The 16,134-nt window shown below is 76.3% G+C and carries 16 protein-coding genes and 6 pseudogenes; 9 read left to right on the top strand and 13 right to left on the bottom strand.

Going from position 1 to position 16,134, the window contains the following annotated elements; all coding sequences use genetic code 11:
• Positions 1-402: pseudogene (locus GTR00_RS03420) on the bottom strand (hypothetical protein); the annotation flags it as partial.
• A gap of 112 nt (positions 403-514) precedes the next feature.
• Complete coding sequence (locus tag GTR00_RS03415; protein ID WP_166610235.1) at positions 515-1,366, bottom strand: metallophosphoesterase family protein; 852 nt, start codon at positions 1,364-1,366, stop codon at positions 515-517.
• A 553-nt stretch (positions 1,367-1,919) separates the two neighbouring features.
• Between GTR00_RS03415 and GTR00_RS22825 the strand changes: the two genes are divergently transcribed.
• Entirely contained in the window at positions 1,920-2,072 is a 153-nt protein-coding gene (locus tag GTR00_RS22825) for a hypothetical protein (protein ID WP_205704956.1), read from the top strand.
• Between the two features lie 96 nt (positions 2,073-2,168).
• Here GTR00_RS22825 and GTR00_RS03405 read toward each other — a convergent pair whose 3' ends face one another.
• Positions 2,169-2,378 (bottom strand): VOC family protein, encoded by a 210-nt coding sequence (locus GTR00_RS03405; RefSeq protein ID WP_166610234.1) that lies wholly within the window; start codon positions 2,376-2,378, stop codon positions 2,169-2,171.
• A gap of 649 nt (positions 2,379-3,027) precedes the next feature.
• Here GTR00_RS03405 and GTR00_RS03400 point away from each other — a divergent pair.
• Positions 3,028-3,336, top strand: coding sequence for a DUF4193 domain-containing protein (locus GTR00_RS03400; protein ID WP_166610242.1), 309 nt, complete (start codon positions 3,028-3,030; stop codon positions 3,334-3,336).
• Here the strand turns inward: GTR00_RS03400 and GTR00_RS26205 are convergent.
• Both GTR00_RS26205 and GTR00_RS25500 read right to left on the bottom strand, forming a co-directional pair.
• Positions 3,263-4,030, bottom strand: a complete 768-nt coding sequence (locus GTR00_RS26205; RefSeq protein ID WP_205704955.1) for an MmcQ/YjbR family DNA-binding protein — start codon at positions 4,028-4,030, stop codon at positions 3,263-3,265. The genes GTR00_RS03400 and GTR00_RS26205 overlap by 74 nt on opposite strands.
• A 129-nt stretch (positions 4,031-4,159) precedes the next feature.
• The gene (locus GTR00_RS25500; RefSeq protein ID WP_166610233.1) at positions 4,160-5,194 is read right to left on the bottom strand and encodes a DUF4037 domain-containing protein; all 1,035 of its coding nucleotides are present in this window, start codon (positions 5,192-5,194) and stop codon (positions 4,160-4,162) included.
• Positions 5,195-5,391: 197 nt separating this feature from the next.
• On the opposite strand from GTR00_RS25500, the gene GTR00_RS03385 reads away from it, so the two are divergent.
• The gene (locus GTR00_RS03385) at positions 5,392-6,576 is read left to right on the top strand and encodes an MFS transporter (protein WP_323132180.1); all 1,185 of its coding nucleotides are present in this window, start codon (positions 5,392-5,394) and stop codon (positions 6,574-6,576) included.
• A 64-nt stretch (positions 6,577-6,640) separates the two neighbouring features.
• Here GTR00_RS03385 and GTR00_RS03380 read toward each other — a convergent pair whose 3' ends face one another.
• Positions 6,641-7,612, bottom strand: coding sequence for a phosphotransferase family protein (locus tag GTR00_RS03380; RefSeq protein WP_166610231.1), 972 nt, complete (start codon positions 7,610-7,612; stop codon positions 6,641-6,643).
• Positions 7,613-8,233: 621 nt separating this feature from the next.
• On the opposite strand from GTR00_RS03380, the pseudogene GTR00_RS26200 reads away from it, so the two are divergent.
• A pseudogene (locus GTR00_RS26200) lies at positions 8,234-8,560 on the top strand (EAL domain-containing protein); the annotation flags it as partial.
• 77 nt (positions 8,561-8,637) lie between these two features.
• Here GTR00_RS26200 and GTR00_RS03370 read toward each other — a convergent pair.
• Both GTR00_RS03370 and GTR00_RS26195 read right to left on the bottom strand, forming a co-directional pair.
• Positions 8,638-9,216, bottom strand: a complete 579-nt coding sequence (locus GTR00_RS03370; RefSeq protein WP_166610230.1) for a DoxX family protein — start codon at positions 9,214-9,216, stop codon at positions 8,638-8,640.
• A 190-nt stretch (positions 9,217-9,406) separates the two neighbouring features.
• Positions 9,407-9,526 (bottom strand): annotated as a pseudogene (locus GTR00_RS26195) (NAD-dependent epimerase/dehydratase family protein); the annotation flags it as partial.
• Between the two features lie 111 nt (positions 9,527-9,637).
• Here GTR00_RS26195 and GTR00_RS26190 point away from each other — a divergent pair.
• Positions 9,638-9,889, top strand: a pseudogene (locus tag GTR00_RS26190) (sigma factor-like helix-turn-helix DNA-binding protein); the annotation flags it as partial.
• 240 nt (positions 9,890-10,129) lie between these two features.
• Positions 10,130-10,552 (top strand): SRPBCC family protein, encoded by a 423-nt coding sequence (locus tag GTR00_RS26185; protein WP_166610241.1) that lies wholly within the window; start codon positions 10,130-10,132, stop codon positions 10,550-10,552.
• A gap of 97 nt (positions 10,553-10,649) precedes the next feature.
• On the opposite strand, the gene GTR00_RS25495 is transcribed toward GTR00_RS26185, so the two are convergent.
• Positions 10,650-11,270 (bottom strand): TetR/AcrR family transcriptional regulator, encoded by a 621-nt coding sequence (locus GTR00_RS25495; RefSeq protein ID WP_205704954.1) that lies wholly within the window; start codon positions 11,268-11,270, stop codon positions 10,650-10,652.
• 106 nt (positions 11,271-11,376) lie between these two features.
• Here GTR00_RS25495 and GTR00_RS03345 point away from each other — a divergent pair, with 106 nt between their 5' ends.
• Complete coding sequence (locus GTR00_RS03345; RefSeq protein ID WP_166610239.1) at positions 11,377-12,162, top strand: glucose 1-dehydrogenase; 786 nt, start codon at positions 11,377-11,379, stop codon at positions 12,160-12,162.
• A 189-nt stretch (positions 12,163-12,351) separates the two neighbouring features.
• Here the strand turns inward: GTR00_RS03345 and GTR00_RS03340 are convergent, their stop codons facing one another.
• From GTR00_RS03340 to GTR00_RS25490, 4 genes and pseudogenes are all read right to left on the bottom strand, one after another.
• On the bottom strand, positions 12,352-13,593 hold the full coding sequence (locus tag GTR00_RS03340) for a DUF418 domain-containing protein (protein ID WP_205704952.1): 1,242 nt from the start codon (positions 13,591-13,593) through the stop codon (positions 12,352-12,354).
• An 81-nt stretch (positions 13,594-13,674) separates the two neighbouring features.
• Entirely contained in the window at positions 13,675-13,809 is a 135-nt protein-coding gene (locus GTR00_RS26180; protein ID WP_407659590.1) for a hypothetical protein, read from the bottom strand.
• A 15-nt stretch (positions 13,810-13,824) separates the two neighbouring features.
• Positions 13,825-14,151: pseudogene (locus GTR00_RS24735) on the bottom strand (hypothetical protein); the annotation flags it as partial.
• Entirely contained in the window at positions 14,148-14,411 is a 264-nt protein-coding gene (locus GTR00_RS25490) for a hypothetical protein (RefSeq protein WP_166610229.1), read from the bottom strand. The pseudogene GTR00_RS24735 and the gene GTR00_RS25490, both read right to left, overlap by 4 nt.
• Positions 14,412-14,768: 357 nt before the next feature.
• On the opposite strand from GTR00_RS25490, the gene GTR00_RS03325 reads away from it, so the two are divergent.
• Both GTR00_RS03325 and GTR00_RS03320 read left to right on the top strand, forming a co-directional pair.
• Positions 14,769-15,491, top strand: a complete 723-nt coding sequence (locus tag GTR00_RS03325; protein WP_166610228.1) for an RNA polymerase sigma factor — start codon at positions 14,769-14,771, stop codon at positions 15,489-15,491.
• Positions 15,488-16,134, top strand: a pseudogene (locus GTR00_RS03320) (hypothetical protein); the annotation flags it as partial. The gene GTR00_RS03325 and the pseudogene GTR00_RS03320, both read left to right, overlap by 4 nt.

Genomic DNA, 16,134 nt, shown 5'->3' with positions numbered 1-16,134 from the left:
GGGTGGGGTCGGGCCCGTGCGCCAGCCCATCGGCGCCCACGCCTGCGGGGCGGCCAGGTGCACGTCGCCGATCAGGTCGCACGCCCAGCGGTACTCAGCGCCGGCGTCCACCGCGCCGGCACCCGTCCGGCCGACCCGGCCGAGCTGCTCCAGCGCGTCGAGCACGGCCAGGCGCTCGTCGGCGGGCAGCGCCGGGAACGGGGCGCCGTGCCCGGCCGAGAGCTGCTCGACCTGCTCCAGGACCGCCTCCAGCCGCCCGCGCCACTCGGGGCGCTCGAGCTGCAGCAGCGTGGTCAGCTGCGCGCCGACCGCCGCGGCGGTGTCCGGCGGGCAGGCCAGCACGCTCTGCACCAGGGCGCTGAGCAGGTCGGCGCGGCCGGCTCCTCCGCCTCGTCCGGTCACGGTCCGTGCTCCTCCTCGTGGCCCGGTGCGGCGCCGCGCGTCCTCGCCCAGCGCACGGGCGCCCTGTCGTCGGTGGTGGTGGTGATCGTGGTGGTGGTGGACGGTCGTGCGATCACGGTGGGGCACCGGGCAGGACGACGCGGGCGACGTCCTCGCGCAGTCCCCGGTGCTTCCACTCCCGCGGGTAGCCGATCGACACCTCCTCGAAACGCACACCGTCGTGGGTGGTCGTGCGAGGGATGTGCAGGTGGCCGTAGACGGAGAGGACGGCGCCGAAGCGGGTGTGCCAGTCGGCCGTCCGCTCGGTGCCGCACCACTGCGCGAACTGCTGGTGCCTCATGACCCGGGTCGGCTCGCGCACCAGCGGCCAGTGGTTGACCAGCACCAGCGGCAGCTCCCCGGCCACCGCCGCGAGCCGCTGTTCGCTCGTGTCCACCCGCGCCCGGCACCACGCCTCGCGGGTGGGGTGGGGATCGGGGTGCAGCAGGAACTCGTCGCTGCACACGACACCGGCGGCGCGGGCAGCCGCCAGGGACTCGGCGCGGGTCGACGTGCCGGGGGTCAGGAAGGAGTAGTCGTAGAGCGTGAACAGCGGTGCGATGCGCACGCTGCCCTGCGCGCCGGTCCACACCGGGTAGGGGTCCTCGGGGGTCAGGACACCCAGCCCGCGGCAGAGCTCGACGAGGTGCTCGTAGCGCTCGACCCCTCGCAACGGGCGCGGGTCGCGCTTCAGCGTCCACAGCTCGTGGTTGCCCGGCACCCAGAGGACACGGGCGAAGCGGCGGCTCAAGACCGTCAGCGCCCACTCGACGTCCTCCAGCACGTCGCCGACGTCGCCGGCGACGATCAGCCAGTCGGCCTCTGAGCGCGGTCGCAGACGTTCGACGAGCACGCGGTTCTCCTCGTACCCCACGTGCAGGTCGCTGACGGCCAGCAGGTCGCCGTCCGTGCCGTCGGTAGCCATCGGTCCGACCCTATCGACGGCCAGGCGTTCGGCTCAGCTGCACGGTGCCGCCTCGACCGCTCCAGGACTCGCGCCGTCCACGCTGCGGTGGTGCGGTCGGTGAGCTCGTCGCGCCCGGCCGCGCGTGTCGCTGCGGTCACCGGGCGGGCCCGTCTCGAGGGCGAGCGGCTGCGGCCCGGGGCGCGGGCGGGCCGGTCCGGGGAGGGTCGGGCGAGGCGGCTCGGCAGCTGGTTCACCAGGGAGGCCAGCTGCCGGGGTGCCTCCAGGTGCGCCAGGGTCTCGGCGTGGGCCGGGGCGCCCAGGCGCCGCAGTCCGGACCAGCTCGCCTCGTCGGCTCGCAGCTGAGCGGTCACCTCGGGGCTCGTGCCGGCGACCTGGCCGAGGGCGGTGCTGACGACGGCGTCCAGGTCGCCGGCCTCGTGGGCGCGCCGCAGCTCCGGCCGCCGTAGCTCCACCCGAACACCGCGCGCACGTCGGTGAAGGTGCGCAGGACCGCCGCGAGGTCCGCGAGCTCGGTGGCCGGGCCGTACCCGTCGGGGAGGGGACCGGAAGGGTGCCGGCCGCGCTGGCCGGCCTGGTGCAGACCCTGCGGCAGGGGCTCTCGGCCCGCGCCGAGCTGGGAGCCGGTCGTGAGGAGCTGCTCGAGGTGGCCGGGCCCGCGCTGGGGTTCATCGTCCCCACCGCTCACGGGTCGGCCCGCCGGTAGCCCGTCCCTCGTCGGAGCAGGCGGCGGTCGAACCTGCCGCCGGCGGTGCCTCACCGTCCACGGCTCGGCGGGCGCCTCACCGGTCGGCCTCCAGCGTCAGCTCGACGCCCGTGGGCGGGCGGCGCACCTCGGCTCGGCCACCGGTGGCCGCTGGGCGGCTCCCGCGTGGACCTGCCCGCGGCCGAGGGCCACGTAGGGCGAGGGGGTGCCGCGCTCATCGCGCACGAGCTCGAAACCCATGACGCGCGTGTGGAAGTCGACCATCCGGCCCAGGTCGGCGGGGAAGACCTCGAAACGCGACGTCATCGTCACGGCGGCTCCCGGGGGCGGTCTGGCCGGGTCGTGCGGCACCGGCGCGACCAGTGGGGCGAACGGGTGTCCGCGCCCGTCGCTGTTCTCGCCACCGTCCTGGACGTGCACCGCGCCGGCGGGCTGCACGTGCTGGGCGAGGACCGGACCGGACGCGGTCACGCCGGCCCGCCCGGCCACCGGGTGGCAGGTGGGTGCCGGACCGCCGAGCGCGACGTCGCGGCGCTGCAGCGCTCGCGCGAGGGGGTGATGATGGCCGGGAGGGGAGGGCGGTGCGGGATTCACGCACGGTCCCGTGGTTCGAGCCCTGTGGGTGCTGGCGGAGCTGTCGCTGCTGGTGGCGCTGGCGCGTCTGGGCTGGCGGGTGCTGCGCCGAGGACGAGTCGCGTCGCGCTGAACACCCGGAGCGCCTCGGGCGGGCTGGACGAGGGCCCGGTGGTGCAGTCGGTGGCCCGCTCCGCCAGCCACCTGCTCGGCGCCGGCCGGGCGTGGGCCGCCCTGGTCGCCGCCGCCGGCACGTGCGGGCACCGCGCACGACCGGACCGGGCATGAAGCGGGCTCGCGCGTGGTTGAGCACGGCGCCGCAGCCGCGGGACGGCACCTCCACGGGAGGGGTGCACGGTGGGTGCGGGGAGGGGACGTGCTGATGGCGACCGACTACGACGCGCCGCGCAAGACCGCCGAGGACCTGGGCGAGGAGTCGATCGAGGAGCTGAAGACCCGCCGCACGGAGAGGAGCTCGTCCTCCAGCGTCGACGAGGACGAGGCCGAGGCCGCTGAGGGCTTCGAGCTGCCCGGGGCGGACCTGTCCGGTGAGGAGCTGTCGGTGCAGGTCCTGCCGCGCCAGCAGGACGAGTTCACCTGCGCCAGCTGCTTCCTCGTCAAGCACCGCAGCCAGCTGCACCACGCCAGCAGCACCGGTGGTCAGTTGATCTGCAACGACTGCGCCGCCTGAGCAGCCGGACCTCGAGCAACCGGGTCCAGCGATCACCGCTGGACCCGGCCCGCAGCCCTGGCCTCCTCGGCGCGCGGCGCAGCTGTTGCTCGTGCGAGCAGCAAGGCGGTCGGCGACGTCCGCGGCCGGGCGGGCGCAGGTCGTCGCCGCGACCCTCGACGTCCTGGCCGGAACCTGGTGCGACCGGCGCCCGCTGGTGTTCCGGCTGAGCCGGTTCAGCGGGGGCCGCTGGGGTTGGCCCGGCGACTGGGACCGGTTGTGGGAGACGCACCCGCCCTTCCGCCCTGCCTGGCAGCGCGCGGGGGTCGCCCGGGCGCCGGGACCTGGGCCCCGCCCCCTGGGCCGTGCCGTCAGCGGGTCCCCGGGGACCGGGCGGTGAGCGCTCGTGACGACCGCGCCAGGCGTCGGTGAGCAGCTCCAGCAGCTCGTCGTGCTCCACGGCGCGCAGGTCGACCAGCACGTACGGCTTGGCGTCGTGGTGGGCGGTGGTGGAGTACACCCGTGGATCGGCGGCGAGCAGCTCCTCCTCCTCGGTGAGGTCGGCCACGGCAACCACCAAGGTGGCGAGCCGTTCGTGCACGCGGGCGATGAGCTTGTCGTGCACGAAGAAGGCGGGAGTGCCCCAGGACAGGCGTTCACTGGTGGCGGGCAGGGAAAGCGCCGTGCGCCGCACGTCGTCGACATCGACAGGCATGCCGGTGAGCGTAGAGCCGGGCGCGCCGGTGGTGCTCGGGCCAGCCCCTCGGCGGGGTGCTCTCGGTGGGGTACCGAGGCGTGCGTCCCGACGCCGTGGGCACTGCGGGTACCAAGGGCTCCGAGTGCGTCAGCGCTGCACGGCGCGCGCGGCGCGGTGGCGGCGCCGGCCGTGGACGAGGACGTCGACGTTGGCAGTCCACTGCTCGATCGAGCCGATGCCGGCGGGCAGGGCGCGCACCCGCTCGTCGGTGATGGCGGCGGTCAGCGCGTCGAGGACGGCCTGGGGGACGCTGCGGAAGGGGCGGGCGTGGAAGGGTTCGCTGGCCGGCCCGGCCGCGGGCAGCCCCACGTCGCCCTGGTGGCGCAGCAGCACCTCCAGCGCCGCGCACAGGTGCTCCTGACGCGCCCGCCAGTCGCCGGCGGTCAGCGCGGCCTGCAGCGCGGGCAGCGCCACCGCCGAGGGCAGGGTGGCGAAGAGGGTGCCGCGCCACTTGGGGTAGGGCGGCCAGGTCCGGTCCAGCAGGAAGCCCAGGTGCACCGCCACCTCGACCAGGCGCGCGGTGATCACCCGCGAGCCCAGGTCGTCCCCGCGCTGGCCGGTGCGCCCCACGAACGGCAGCTCCTGGCCCAGCTGGCGCCAGCAGCAGGCCACCAGGTGCCGCCACAGGTCGTGCGGGTACCAGCGCAGCCGCTCGCGCAGGGCGCCCAGGCGGTGGTCGGTGTCGGTGAAGACGGGGCCGGCGAGGACCTCGAGCACCGCTTGGCCGCTCAGCGCCAGCCAGTCCTCCGGTTCCCAGTGGCGGGTGACGTCCAGGCCCAGGCGCGAGGCGGCGAACTCCTCCACGGTGGCGACCTCCACGCGGTGGCGCACGTGCGGGTCCCAGGTGGTGGCGAAGCGCACCGGGTGCCCGGCGAAGTCCCGGGGCAGTTCGCGTTCCAGCAGCGCGTCCACCTCGCCCACCTGCTCGGGGTCGACGAGCAGGGTCAGGCGCAGCCCGAAGTCGTGGTCGGTGGAGGTGGTGTCGTCCAGGCCCAGGACGTCCGAGCCGCTGCCCAGGCGGGCGGCGGCGTGGGGCAGGGCGGGCAGCGCGGCGCGCAGCAGGGGTGCCACGACGTCGTGGTGGTAGCGGCGGGCGAGCTCGGCGCCGGGGGAGGGGGGCACCGGCTCATGCTGGCGGGCCGCGGAGCGGGTGCGCCACAGGATCGCCGCGCGGTGCCCGTGAGCTCGAGACGGCTCCCGTAACCTGGCCGGCGACCCTGCGACCGAGAGCCCCCACCACCATGCCTGCCAGCACGCCCTCGCCCGTGAACGCCCCACCTTCTTCCCCTCCTGCTGCTGCGAGGCGAGCGCGCATCGCCGTGGCGGGGTGCTTCTTCCTCAACGCCGTCTTCTACGCCAGTCTCGTGCCGCGCCTGCCGGAGCTGCGCGACGGCCTGGGCATCGGCAACGCCACGCTGGGCATCGCCATCGCCGCTCTGCCGCTGGGCAGCTTCCTGGCCGCTCCGCTGTCCTCGGTGCTGCTGCGCAGGTTCGGCTCGGCGTCCACCGCCTGCTCCGGCCTGGTGCTGCTGGCGCTGGCGCTGTGCGCTGCCGTCTCGGCCCCGTCCTGGCCCCTGCTGGCGGTGGCCTTCTTCTGCGCCGGCATCGTCGACGCCCTGGTGGACGTGGCGCAGAACGCCCACGGCCTGCGGGTGCAGCGCGCCTACGGGCGCTCCATCTTGAACTCCTTCCACGGCCTGTGGAGCGTGGGCGCGGCCGCCGGAGCCGGGTGGGGCTCCGCGGCCGCCGCGCTGGCGGTGCCGCTGGTGAGCCAGGTGTGGTTGAGCGCTGCGCTCTTCGTCGTGGTGGCCCTGCTGCTGCAGCGCTGGATGCTGCCCGGTCCCGACCGGCCCGCGGCGCAGCGCCCCAGCGGCGAGCCCGGCGAGCCCGGCGAGGACCACGAGCACGGCGAGCACGGCGAGCCCTCGGGCGCGTCCACCGGCCGCAGCAGGGTGGTCGTGGTGCTCCTCGCCCTGGGGCTGATCGCCGCCTGCGGCAGCGTCGTGGAGGACGCCGGCTCGTCCTGGAGCGCCATCTACCTGCGTGACGAGCTCTCGACGAGCGCCGGGGTCGCGGGCAGCGGGTACCTGGCGCTCATGGTGGCCATGACCGTCGCGCGCTTGACCGGCGACCGCGTCGTCGACAGGTACGGGCAGCGCCGCGTCGCTCGTGCCGGCGGCGCCGTGACCGCTGCGGGCATGGCGCTGGCGCTGGCGTGGCCCTCGGTGCCCTCGACCCTGCTGGGTTTCGCGCTGGCCGGTGCGGGCGTGGCCACCCTGATCCCGGCGGCCTTCCACGCCGCCGACGAGCTGCCCGGGCTGCCCCACGGTCTGGGGCTGTCCCTGGTGAACTGGGCGATGCGCGTGGGGTTCCTGCTCAGCCCGCCGGTCATCGGCTTCATCGCCGACAGCACGAGCGTGCGCACCGGCCTGGTGGCGACCGTGGTGGCCGGCCTGGCGACCGTGGTCCTGGGACGCTTCCTCGCCCCGCGCCCCGCGCGCTGATCCCCCGGGCCCACCACGCTGCGCTCGTGCCGTCGCGCTCGTGCACCGGGGTGCCCGGGGGCGGTCAGCCGGCCCGGCGGGAGGGCGTGAGGCCGAACCAGCTCCGGGCCAGCGCGGGCATGGTGGGCGTGGGCGGTGCCGGCAGCAGGTCGAAGAACGCGGCGGCGTCGCCGAAGCGGTGCAGCAGGGTCCAGGCCAGCAGGCGGCGGCTGAGGTCCTCGTCCAGCTGCGCGGCGTCGTAGCCGTGGGCGATCAGCGCCTCCCGCAGCACGGTGGGGTCGCCCGCGGCCATGAAGACGGCGATGGCGACGAGGTCGTACTCGCAGCTGCCGCGCACGGCCGGTTCGAAGTCGCACAGCCCGGACAGGGACCAGCGCCCGCTCGCGTCGGGCACGGCGAGCAGGTTGGCGGGCATGACCTCGGTGTGCAGCAGCACCTGCGGCTCGGTGGGCAGGGTCGTCCGGTCGAGGAAGTCCTCGACCAGGCCCAGCCACGGCTGCGCCAGTCCCCAGCGGTGGTGGCGCCGGTGCGCGCCGGCCCGCTGCGCGGCCACGAACGCCGGCCAGTCCCGCGGCCACCAGTCCTGCAGGGGTGGTGGGGTGGTGCGGTGCAGCGCTGCGCACAGGGCACCGGCCTGGGCGGCCAGCCGGCGGCGCTGCCGGCGTCCCAGCTGCGCCCACACCGAGGACAGGTCCACCCCGGGCAGGCGGTCCATGAGCACGTAGCGCCAGCCGTCGTGGAGGCCCTCGGCGCGCACCGCCGGGGTGGGCACGGGCAGCTCGCCGGCCACGGCCCGCAGCACACCGGCTTCGACGTGGGCGGCCGCGGCGTGCGGGGGCGGGAAGAGCTTGAGCACCAGGTGCTCGTCGGCGTAGACGGGCAGCGAGCCGTTGGGCAGCCGCCGCACCCGCTCGGCGTCCAGCCCGAGGACCGCGCAGAGGGCGTCCACGCCGGGGCGCAGCGCCGGTTCGTCGCCCGCGACGGCGCGGGCGGCGTCGCGGGTGGCGGCCGGGGGCAGCCGCTGCGCTCGTCCCACGACCGGCAGCGTGCCGAGCACCCCGCCGCCTGGTCCACGCGTTTTCCGCGGCCCGGCTCCACCCGTGCGCTGGTGCACCCCTCGCCGTGCACGGCACCCCGCTGGAAGGCTGGGGCAGCTGCTCCCCCCGATCGGTGACCAGCCGCTGCGGGTGAGCGCCGAGAGGACCTGGGCGAGCATCCAGGGAGCACCGCCCGACCCTCCCCGCGCCGCCGGCGAGCGCGCTGCTGCAGCTGCTGTTCGCCGGGGCGTTGACCTCGCTGACGCCGACCTCGGCCCTGCTGTGCGTGCTGGCCCTGGCCTGCGCCCTGGTGCGCCTGGTGGTGGGCCAGCGCGAGCTGGTCGAGCTGGCCGGCTACCGCCAGGCGGCCCTGACCGGTGAGCTCACCGGGCTGGCCAACCGCCGCGCGCTGCCGGCCGAGCTGGCCGCGCGGCGGGGCGCCGGGCACGTCCTGGCCCAGGCCCTGCTGGACGTGGACCCTTCGAGGCGGTCAAGGGCTCCCCGGGGCACGGCGCCGGCGACGACCTGCTGCGCCAGCCCGCAGCCCGCTTGCGCGCCGGGGCGCCGCACGGGGCGCTCACCGCCCGCCTGGCCTGCCGCTGGCCGAGCAGCACGGGCTGATGCCCGCGCTGGGCACCTGGGTGCTGCGGGAGGCGCTGGCGTGCACGGCCGGCTGGTGGCGGGCGGGGCGGCGCGTGCGCATCGCGGTGAACCTCTCGGCCACCAACCTGCACGCCACCGAGCTGGCGCGCCGGGTGGAGGCGCTGCTCGCCGAGCACGACCTGCCGCCGGCCGCGCTCACGGTGGAGATCACCGAGACGGTCGCGATGAGCGAGTCCGCCGACAGCCGCCTGACGCTGCAGCACCTGGCGCAGATGGGCGTCTGGCTGAGCATCGACGACTTCGGCACCGGGTGGTCCTCGCTGGAGCAGCTGCGCCGGCGCGACTTCGACGAGGTCGAGCTGGACCGCAGCTTCGTGGCCGGCATCACCACCGATCCCCGCGCCGGTCCGCCCGGTGCCGCTCAGGCGCCGCTGGTGGTGGGGTCACCGCCGGTGTCGCCCCGCGCGGCGTCCACCGCCTCGCCGTCGGTGCGCTCGGCGGAGGCCGCGGCGCCGGCGGCGCGCGCTCCTGCGGCCATCGCGATGGCGGCGGCCGCGGCACCGCCGGCGCCGGCGGCCAGCGCCCACAGCGGACCGCGGCGCTCGGTGCCCAGCAGGCGGTCCAGCGACCACGCTCCCGGGCCGGTCTCGGCCACGCCGAGCACCGCCGCGATCAGGACGGCGTTGTACTCCCAGCCGCCGTTGGAGACCCACACGCCGTTGGGCAGGTGCACCTTCCGGATGGCCGTGACCATGGACGCCGTCAGCGTGGACGCGGCCAGCGGCGTGGCCAGCCCGGTCAGCAGCAAGGCGCCGCCGCCGGCTTCGCCGAGCCCGGCCACCAGGGCCTGCACCTTGGCCGGGCGCAGCTGCAGGGCGTCCATCATGGCCTCGGTGCCGGCGCGGCCGGGGCCGCCGAACCAGCCGAAGAGCTTCTGCGCGCCGTGCCCGATGAACAGCCCCCCGACCACCGAGCGCACCAGCAACGGTCCGATGTCCATGTGCCTGTCCTCCACCCTCGACGCGCCTGCCGGGGGCGGGTGCCCGGGCAGTGGGGGCAGCCAAGCACCAGCGGGCGCGGCTGACCAGAGCAGCGGCCTGCCGCCGGGGACGCCGGTGGGGCGACCGGGCGCTGCACCGCCCGACCCGGCCGGTCCCGCTCACCGCGCCGCCGCGGCGCCAGCGAGCCCGCCCGGGTCGGGACGGGTGCCGGCTCAGCGTGCGAACGTCACGGCCGGCGGCGCGCAGCAGCGGGACGACCTGGCTCCCGGTGGTGCCGGTTCCGCCGGTCACCAGGACGGGTCCACCCATGGTCCGGATCCTCCCGCGTCACGAACGGCGGCCTTCCCCCGTCGACCTCCCGACGGCGGCGGGGGAAGGGGTGTGACGTGACCGGTCAGGACGAGCTGCGCGCCCCGCGACGTGCCCGCGAGCGGTCCTGGCAGGTGCGGGCGTGGCGCGCTGAACCCGCCGGGGAGGCGGGGGGACCCCGAGGCGGAAGCCGCCCGCGGCGAGCAGGTGGGCCTCGCCCCGCTCGTGGTCCTGGAGACGCTCAGCCCGGCCGAGCGGCTCGCCCTCGTGCTGCACGGCGTCTTCGCCCTCTCCTTCGAGGAGATCGCCGAAGCGCTGCAGCGCAGCCCCGACGCGGCCAGGCAGCTCGCCTCCCGGGCCCGGCGACGGGTGCGCGCTGCGCCGGCACCCGCCCGCTCGGACGCCCGCGCGCAACGTCGGCTCGTCGAGGCCCGGCTCGCCGCGCACTGGACACCGGTCCTCACCGGTGGCCGGCCGGGACGTCCGCGGGGGCAGGGCGTGCCCACGGCCGCGGGCGTCGGTGTGGCCGACCAGCGCGAAGGGCTGGCCCGGCTCATCCCCAGCGCGCCGCCGGGGCGGGACCTGGCGCAGCACCGTCCCGGTGTGCTGCACGTGAGCGCGCCGCCACCGGCTGGGGAGCAGGGCTTCGCCGCCGACCCGGCGCGGCAGCCGCTGTGGGACGGCAACGACAACCTGGCCCGGGCCGCCGGCGGCCAGCGCGTCCGGGCCGTCGGAGACGTCTTCACGACGACGCTGACCACGGGTGCCACCCGGGAGAACCACGTGGTCGCCTTCGAGGAAGGCCGGCGCATCGCCTGGGAACCCGCCGAGCCGGGCCGGGAACCACCCGGTCAGCTGTGGGTGTGGGAGCTCGAGCCCGTCGACCCGGCGCGGACCCGCGTCGTCCACACCTGCGACTGGACCCGGCTGGACGACGAGACGCGCCTGCCCCGCGCCCGAGCGACGACGGCCGAGCGGCTGCAGGCCTCCCTGGCTCGCCTGGCCGCCGCCGTCGAGCGCGCGTGAGCGGCGACGTCCGCCCCGGCCAGGCCGACGCCTTCGCGTCGCCTCCTCGCCGGGCTGGTGGAGGCGGTGGCCCCTGGGTGCCGGGGCCCGGTACCGGCTACCGGTCGCCGTAGCGGGCGAGCGTGGTCAGCACGGCTTCCTCCACGGCGTGGGCGACCGCGGCGCTCCCCGGGTCCCAGTCGACCAGGAACATCCTGGGCCACAGCACGAAGTTGGAGATCATGCCGAGCATCTGGGTCGCCGCCGTCGTCGGGTCCTGGACGGTCAGCGAACCGGCGTCCGCGGCGGCTCGGAAGTAGCCGCGCACCTCTTCGAAGAACGGCACCTTGCCGAGGTCGAACTGCCGGCGCCCGAGTTCGGGGGACGACGGCGCCTGGGCGATGACCAGGCGGAAGAGCCCGGCCATGCTCGGCTGGCCCACCAGGTCGGCGTACACGGTGCCCAGCGCCCGGAGCCCGGTCTCCGGGTCGGTGGGGTCCGGTCGCGCGCCCAGCCGCACCCGGGGCGTCCACACCTCGTCGACGATCGCGTCGAACAGGTCGTCCTTGGTGGGGAACTGCTTGAACAGGGTGGCCCTCGACACCTGCGCCGCGGCCGCGACCTGCGCCAGGGAGGTCCGGGCGAACCCCTGAGCCCCGAAGAGCGTCGTGGCGGCGGCGAGGACCGCGGCCCGCTTGTCGGCGGCGATCCGCTGGTGGAACGAGGACGTACCCGGCACGCGTCGACGGTACCGGATGGTGAGTCGCTTGACTCGCCCCACCGGATCCGTCACCCTGCATGAGGTGAGTCACTCGACTCACCTCACGGGAGGATCGACAGTGGACATGCGCTTCAGCCAGGACGTCGTCCTGATCACCGGAGCCACCGGCGGGATGGGCTCGTCCCACGCCCGCGGCTACCACGCCGAAGGCGCTCGCGTCGTGATCGCCGGACGCCGCGACGACGCCGGGCGGGCCCTGGCCGGCGAACTCGGCGAGCGGGCCAGGTTCGTCCACCTCGACGTCAGCGACGCCGAGCACTGGGCGCGGGCGGTCGCGGCCACCGAGGAGACGTTCGGGCCGATCACCGTGCTGGTCAACAACGCCGGCCTGCAGACGCCGCCCGCGCCGATCGAGCACACCGACCCGGCGGCCTGGTCGCGCGCGTTCGCCGTCAACACCACCGGCCCCTTCCTGGGGATCCGCGCGGTGACCCCGTCGCTGCGCCGCGCGGGCGGCGGGTCCATCGTCAACATCGTCTCGACGATGGCCAACACCGGCACCGCGTGCTTCGCGCCGTACACCGCCTCCAAGTGGGCCGTCCGCGGGCTGACCCGGACCGCCGCGCTGGAACTGGGACGTGACGGCATCCGGGTCAACTCGGTGCACCCGGGCGTCGTCTCCACGCCGTTCATCCACGACCCGGTGCCCGGGTCCGACCTCGCGATGGCCGACGCCTACTCGCCCGACGCCTTCGCCGTTCCACGCCTGGGCCGGCCGCGAGAGGTCACCGACGTGCTGCTGTGGCTCACCTCGCGCGAGGCGAGCTTCGTCACCGGCGCCGAGCTCGTGGTCGACGGGGGCCTGCTGCTGGGCCCGGCGCTGCCGGCGGTGGAGACGGTCGATGCCTGAGGTCCAGCCCGCACCACCGACCTGACGACGACCGGCGCCCGCTCCGGGCGCGCGCACAGGGTCGAGACCTGGTTCCACCGGGCCGGCGACGAGCTGCGGCACGGAGGACCGCGGCGGCGTGCAGGGCGTCGTCGGCGCGGCCGACGACTGGATCGCCGGCAGCCCGCTGGTGCGCATCGACCGCCCCGGTCAGCGCACGTCGAGGACCGCCGGCCGGGGGTAGGACAGCCGGCGCAGCAGGGTCTCGGCCGGCCCCCGGCGCCCGGCCCGCTCCAGGGCGAGCGCGAGGAGCACGGTGGCCGCCCAGATGGCGAGCGCGATCAGCGCGATCGACCAGCTCGACAGGTGCCGACCCAGACCCAGCCCCCAGGCGCTCATGAGCGGGGCGAACACCACCGACTGGGCCAGGTAGCAGGTCATCGACCGGCGACCCACGGCCTGCAGGGCGGTGGCCACCCGTCCGCGCCGATCGCCCCAGCGGGCGGCCAGGACGCCGAAGAGCGCGGCGTAGCCGATGCCGCAGGCCAGTCCGCTCACCAGCTGCACCAGCAGGAAGCCGAAGTCGAGGGAGCGGTCGATGCCCAGCGCCCCGAGGTTCTGCAGGGCGATGAGCAGGCCGGCGCTCCAACCGACGGCGATGCCGACCGCGGCGGTCCGGCGCAGCAGGGGCAGGTGCTGCGCCGGGTGTTCCAGCACCTGGCGCCGTGCGGCGAGGAACGCCACCAGGATCGCGATCGGTGTCACCAGCGCCAGCAGGCCCTGCGTCGGGAACAGCACCAGCCAGAACCCCAGCCGGGCCACCGCGGCGAGCAGGGGGTTCTCGATCGCCGCCGGTCTGGGCACCGCGAAGGCGCCGGCGTCGGCGCTGCCGGGAGCGGCCACGGCGGTGAGGACGGCCAGCGCGACGTTCAGCAGGGTCGCGAGCAGCAGCACGCCGGTGAGGACGCCGATCCAGACCTTGACGGTCCTCTCGCGGCGGTCGATGAACAACGCGGTCAGGACGAGCCCGGCCAGGCCGTAGGCGCCGATCACGTCGCCGAACCACAGCAGCGTCGCGTGCACGGCGCCGAAGACGACCATCCACCAGTGCCGGCGGCGCAGCAGGCGCCGCGCTTCGGCGTGCGGGACGCCGGCCGCGTGCTGGCGGCGGTACAGCTGCACGATCCCGTAGCCGAACAGGAAGGCGAACATCGGGTAGGTGCGGCCGTCCACGAAGACCAGCGCGACGCTCTGCGCGATGCGGTCGGCGACGCCCGCATCGCGCGGGTGCGAGCCGAACACGCCCGGTGAGGCGGCCCAGAGGTAGAACGGGGCGTTGGCCACCGCGATGAGCAGCAGCATCGCGCCGCGCGCCACGTCGGGAGCCGGGCTGCGCCGGGCCAGCGGGGTGGAGGTCGCGAGCGGGGAGGTGCCGACGCCGGTGGTGGCCACCCCCTGAGTGTGCTGGGGCAGAGCGGGCGCGCGGGTCCACCGATCGGTGCCTCCCGCGTCCGCCCTCCGGTCGAGGCGCCGTCACTCGCGCGCGACACGCACGGTCGTGCCCCCCCCCGTCAGGACGAGCAGGTCGGTGAAGGCCAGGGGCACCACCGTGTGCGGCGTGCCCGCGGCCAGGACGGCGGTGTCGACGCGGTGGCGCCCGCTGGTCATCACCAGCAGCGGCTCGCCGTCGGCGAGGAGGACCAGGCTGCTGGCGATGGCCCCGACCTCGCACCCCAGCGCCGCTGCGGCCCGGGCGGCGGTGCGGCCCGGGCGGCGGTGCGGGCCGAGTCGGGCAGTCCGCGCACGCGCGCGTCCACGCCGGCTCCGCTCAGGTGCTGCTGAACGGTGCGGCTGCGCTCGGGCAGCCCTGGGCCCTCGATCGTCACGACGGTTCCTCCCCCTCTGCCGGGTCCGCCCGGTCCGCTCCGTCCGGTGGTCCTCCCGCCGCTCCTCACGCCTGCGGGTGCGCCAGGGCGGTGGGCGGGCCGGTGCCCCGGTGCGGACGCTCACCCCGAACCCGTCAGCCACTGCTCGGCCTGCTGCCGCGAGCGGGCGCCCCCCTCCAGCACCGCACGGCACACGGCCCACCCGCCGGGGTGGTCCGCCCGCTGGTGCCACTGCTCCTTCAGGCGCAGCACGGCGGCGCGATCGGCGTCGCTGAGCTCCTCGCGCCAGCGCTCGTGCTGCTCGGCGACGTGGGCGTGCTCGTCGTGCAGGAACAGCGACACGTCCAGCGTCCACAGCTCCCCGTCGGCCGCGCGCACCCGCACGGGCACGTGGTAGCGCTCGTCGCGCTCCTCGGCGGGGGTCCGCTCGCCGCGCTCGTCGGCGACGTCGGTGACGGACCTGCAGCGGCTCAGCGCAGACCTCGGGAACGACGAAACCCCGGATCGCTCGCACCACCTGGCCCCCCGCTCAGGACACCGGACCGGGACGGATCGTCAGCGACCGCGGGAACGGGTGCTCGCCCGCGTGCGAGGTCGTCGGCGAGCGTGGGCGTGCACCGACCCGGCAGCAGAGCCCGCCGAGGCGGTGGGCAGCGAGGTGCCGGAGGGGTGGTGCTGGAGCGGACGGGGGATCGGGGAGATCGGCCTGCAAGAGTGTGGGGGATCCGGTCATGGACAGGTGTGGGAGTCGACCCGGTGGAGAACGCGCAGGACGCGCAGGACGCGCAGGCCTTCGCGGCGCTGTTCGCGCGCCAGCACCACCTCGTGCGCGCCTTCGCCGCCCGGCGCGTGGGCCACGTGGAGGCCGAGGAGGTCACCTCCGAGGTCTTCCTGCGCGCCTGGCAGCACTGGCCGCTGTCCGGCCAGCGCGGGCCGGGCTGGTTGTACCGCACCGCCGCCGACGTCGTGGCTGAGCACCTGCGCAGCCGTGCGCACCGCGACCACGTCGTGCAGCACCTGCAGCGGGTGGTGAGCGCCGTCGCGCACGACGGCGCTCACCACGGCGGGCAGGGCCAGGGCGCGGAGGTGCGCATCGAGCAGGCCGCTGCCGCGGCCGCACTGCTGCAGCTGAGCGGGGCGGACCGGGAGATCCTGCTCGCGCTGTCCTGGGACGGGTTGAGCACGCCGGAGCCGGCGCAGGTGCTGGGCTGCAGCGTGGCGGCGGCCCACGTGCGCGTGCACCGCGCCCGCCGCCGCCTGGCCGCGCTGAGCGGCGCTGCCCGTGCCGAGGACCCGCGCGCCGCGACCGCACCACCCGCTCCACCGGATCCACCTGCCGCCAGGGAGCCCACGACCCTCGAGCCCCCCGCCGGGACTGCCCGCCGTGCCCGGCGGGCTGGGGCCGTCTGCGGTCCCGGGGCCGTGCCCGGCGCCGTGCCCGATGCCCAGGAGGAGCTGCGATGAGCCCGCGCCCCCGGTCCCGCCCCCGGGCGCCCCGGCACGAGGTGCTCGAGGCGCTGGACCCGCTGCTCGCCCAGCACCCTGCTCAGGACGCCGGGCAGCACCCCGCTGGGCGCACCGCAGCGGCACGGGCTGAGCAGCCCTCGCCCGAGCAGCCCTCGCCCGAGCAGGTGCACCGGGCGCACGAGCGGTTGCTGGCGCTGGCACTGGCCCACCCCCGCGGTGCGGGTGAGGTCGGCGTCGCCCCCGCGGGCGAGAACGCGCTGCACCGCGACGCTTCGGTGCGTCCCGCGCGCGGCAGGCGGGGGTGGCGCCCGCGGCGCTGGATCGCCGCCGGTACCACCGGCCTCGCTCTCGGCGCCGCGGTGGCGCTCGGTGCCGTGGTGCTGCCCGGGGTGCCGGGAGGCTCGCCGCAGGCGGCGTTCGCGTCCTGGACGGCGGTGCCCGCGGCGCTGGCGGTGGCCGACGTGCCCGCTGCCGGGCAGGCGTGCAAGGACCGGAACCCCGGCCAGGACACCGCCGCCTCCCCCCTGCTGCCCACCGGTGCGCAGATCCAGGCGATGGGCACCGTGCTGGCCGAGCGGCGCGGTGCCTACACGTACACGCTGCTGGCCGGGGGCGGTTGGCTCGCGGAGTGCCTGAGCGG

Origin of the sequence: Kineococcus indalonis, from assembly GCF_009906395.1 — a bacterium.
In the GTDB taxonomy this organism is placed as follows: domain Bacteria; phylum Actinomycetota; class Actinomycetes; order Actinomycetales; family Kineococcaceae; genus Kineococcus; species Kineococcus indalonis.
The sequence above is the reverse complement of the archived record's forward strand: the minus strand, read 5'-3'. Positions and strand labels throughout refer to the sequence as shown.

What these genes read in the sequence shown, in the direction of transcription:
- GTR00_RS03415 (WP_166610235.1), bottom strand. Translation starts at nt 1,366, where the DNA reads ATGGCTACCGACGGCACGGACGGCGACCTGCTGGCCGTCAGCGACCTG.
- GTR00_RS03405 (WP_166610234.1), bottom strand. Translation starts at nt 2,378, where the DNA reads ATGACGTCGCGTTTCGAGGTCTTCCCCGCCGACCTGGGCCGGATGGTC.
- GTR00_RS03400 (WP_166610242.1), top strand. Translation starts at nt 3,028, where the DNA reads ATGGCGACCGACTACGACGCGCCGCGCAAGACCGCCGAGGACCTGGGC.
- GTR00_RS26205 (WP_205704955.1), bottom strand. Translation starts at nt 4,030, where the DNA reads ATGCCTGTCGATGTCGACGACGTGCGGCGCACGGCGCTTTCCCTGCCC.
- GTR00_RS03370 (WP_166610230.1), bottom strand. Translation starts at nt 9,216, where the DNA reads ATGGACATCGGACCGTTGCTGGTGCGCTCGGTGGTCGGGGGGCTGTTC.
- GTR00_RS03345 (WP_166610239.1), top strand. Translation starts at nt 11,377, where the DNA reads ATGCGCTTCAGCCAGGACGTCGTCCTGATCACCGGAGCCACCGGCGGG.
- GTR00_RS26180 (WP_407659590.1), bottom strand. Translation starts at nt 13,809, where the DNA reads ATGACCAGCGGGCGCCACCGCGTCGACACCGCCGTCCTGGCCGCGGGC.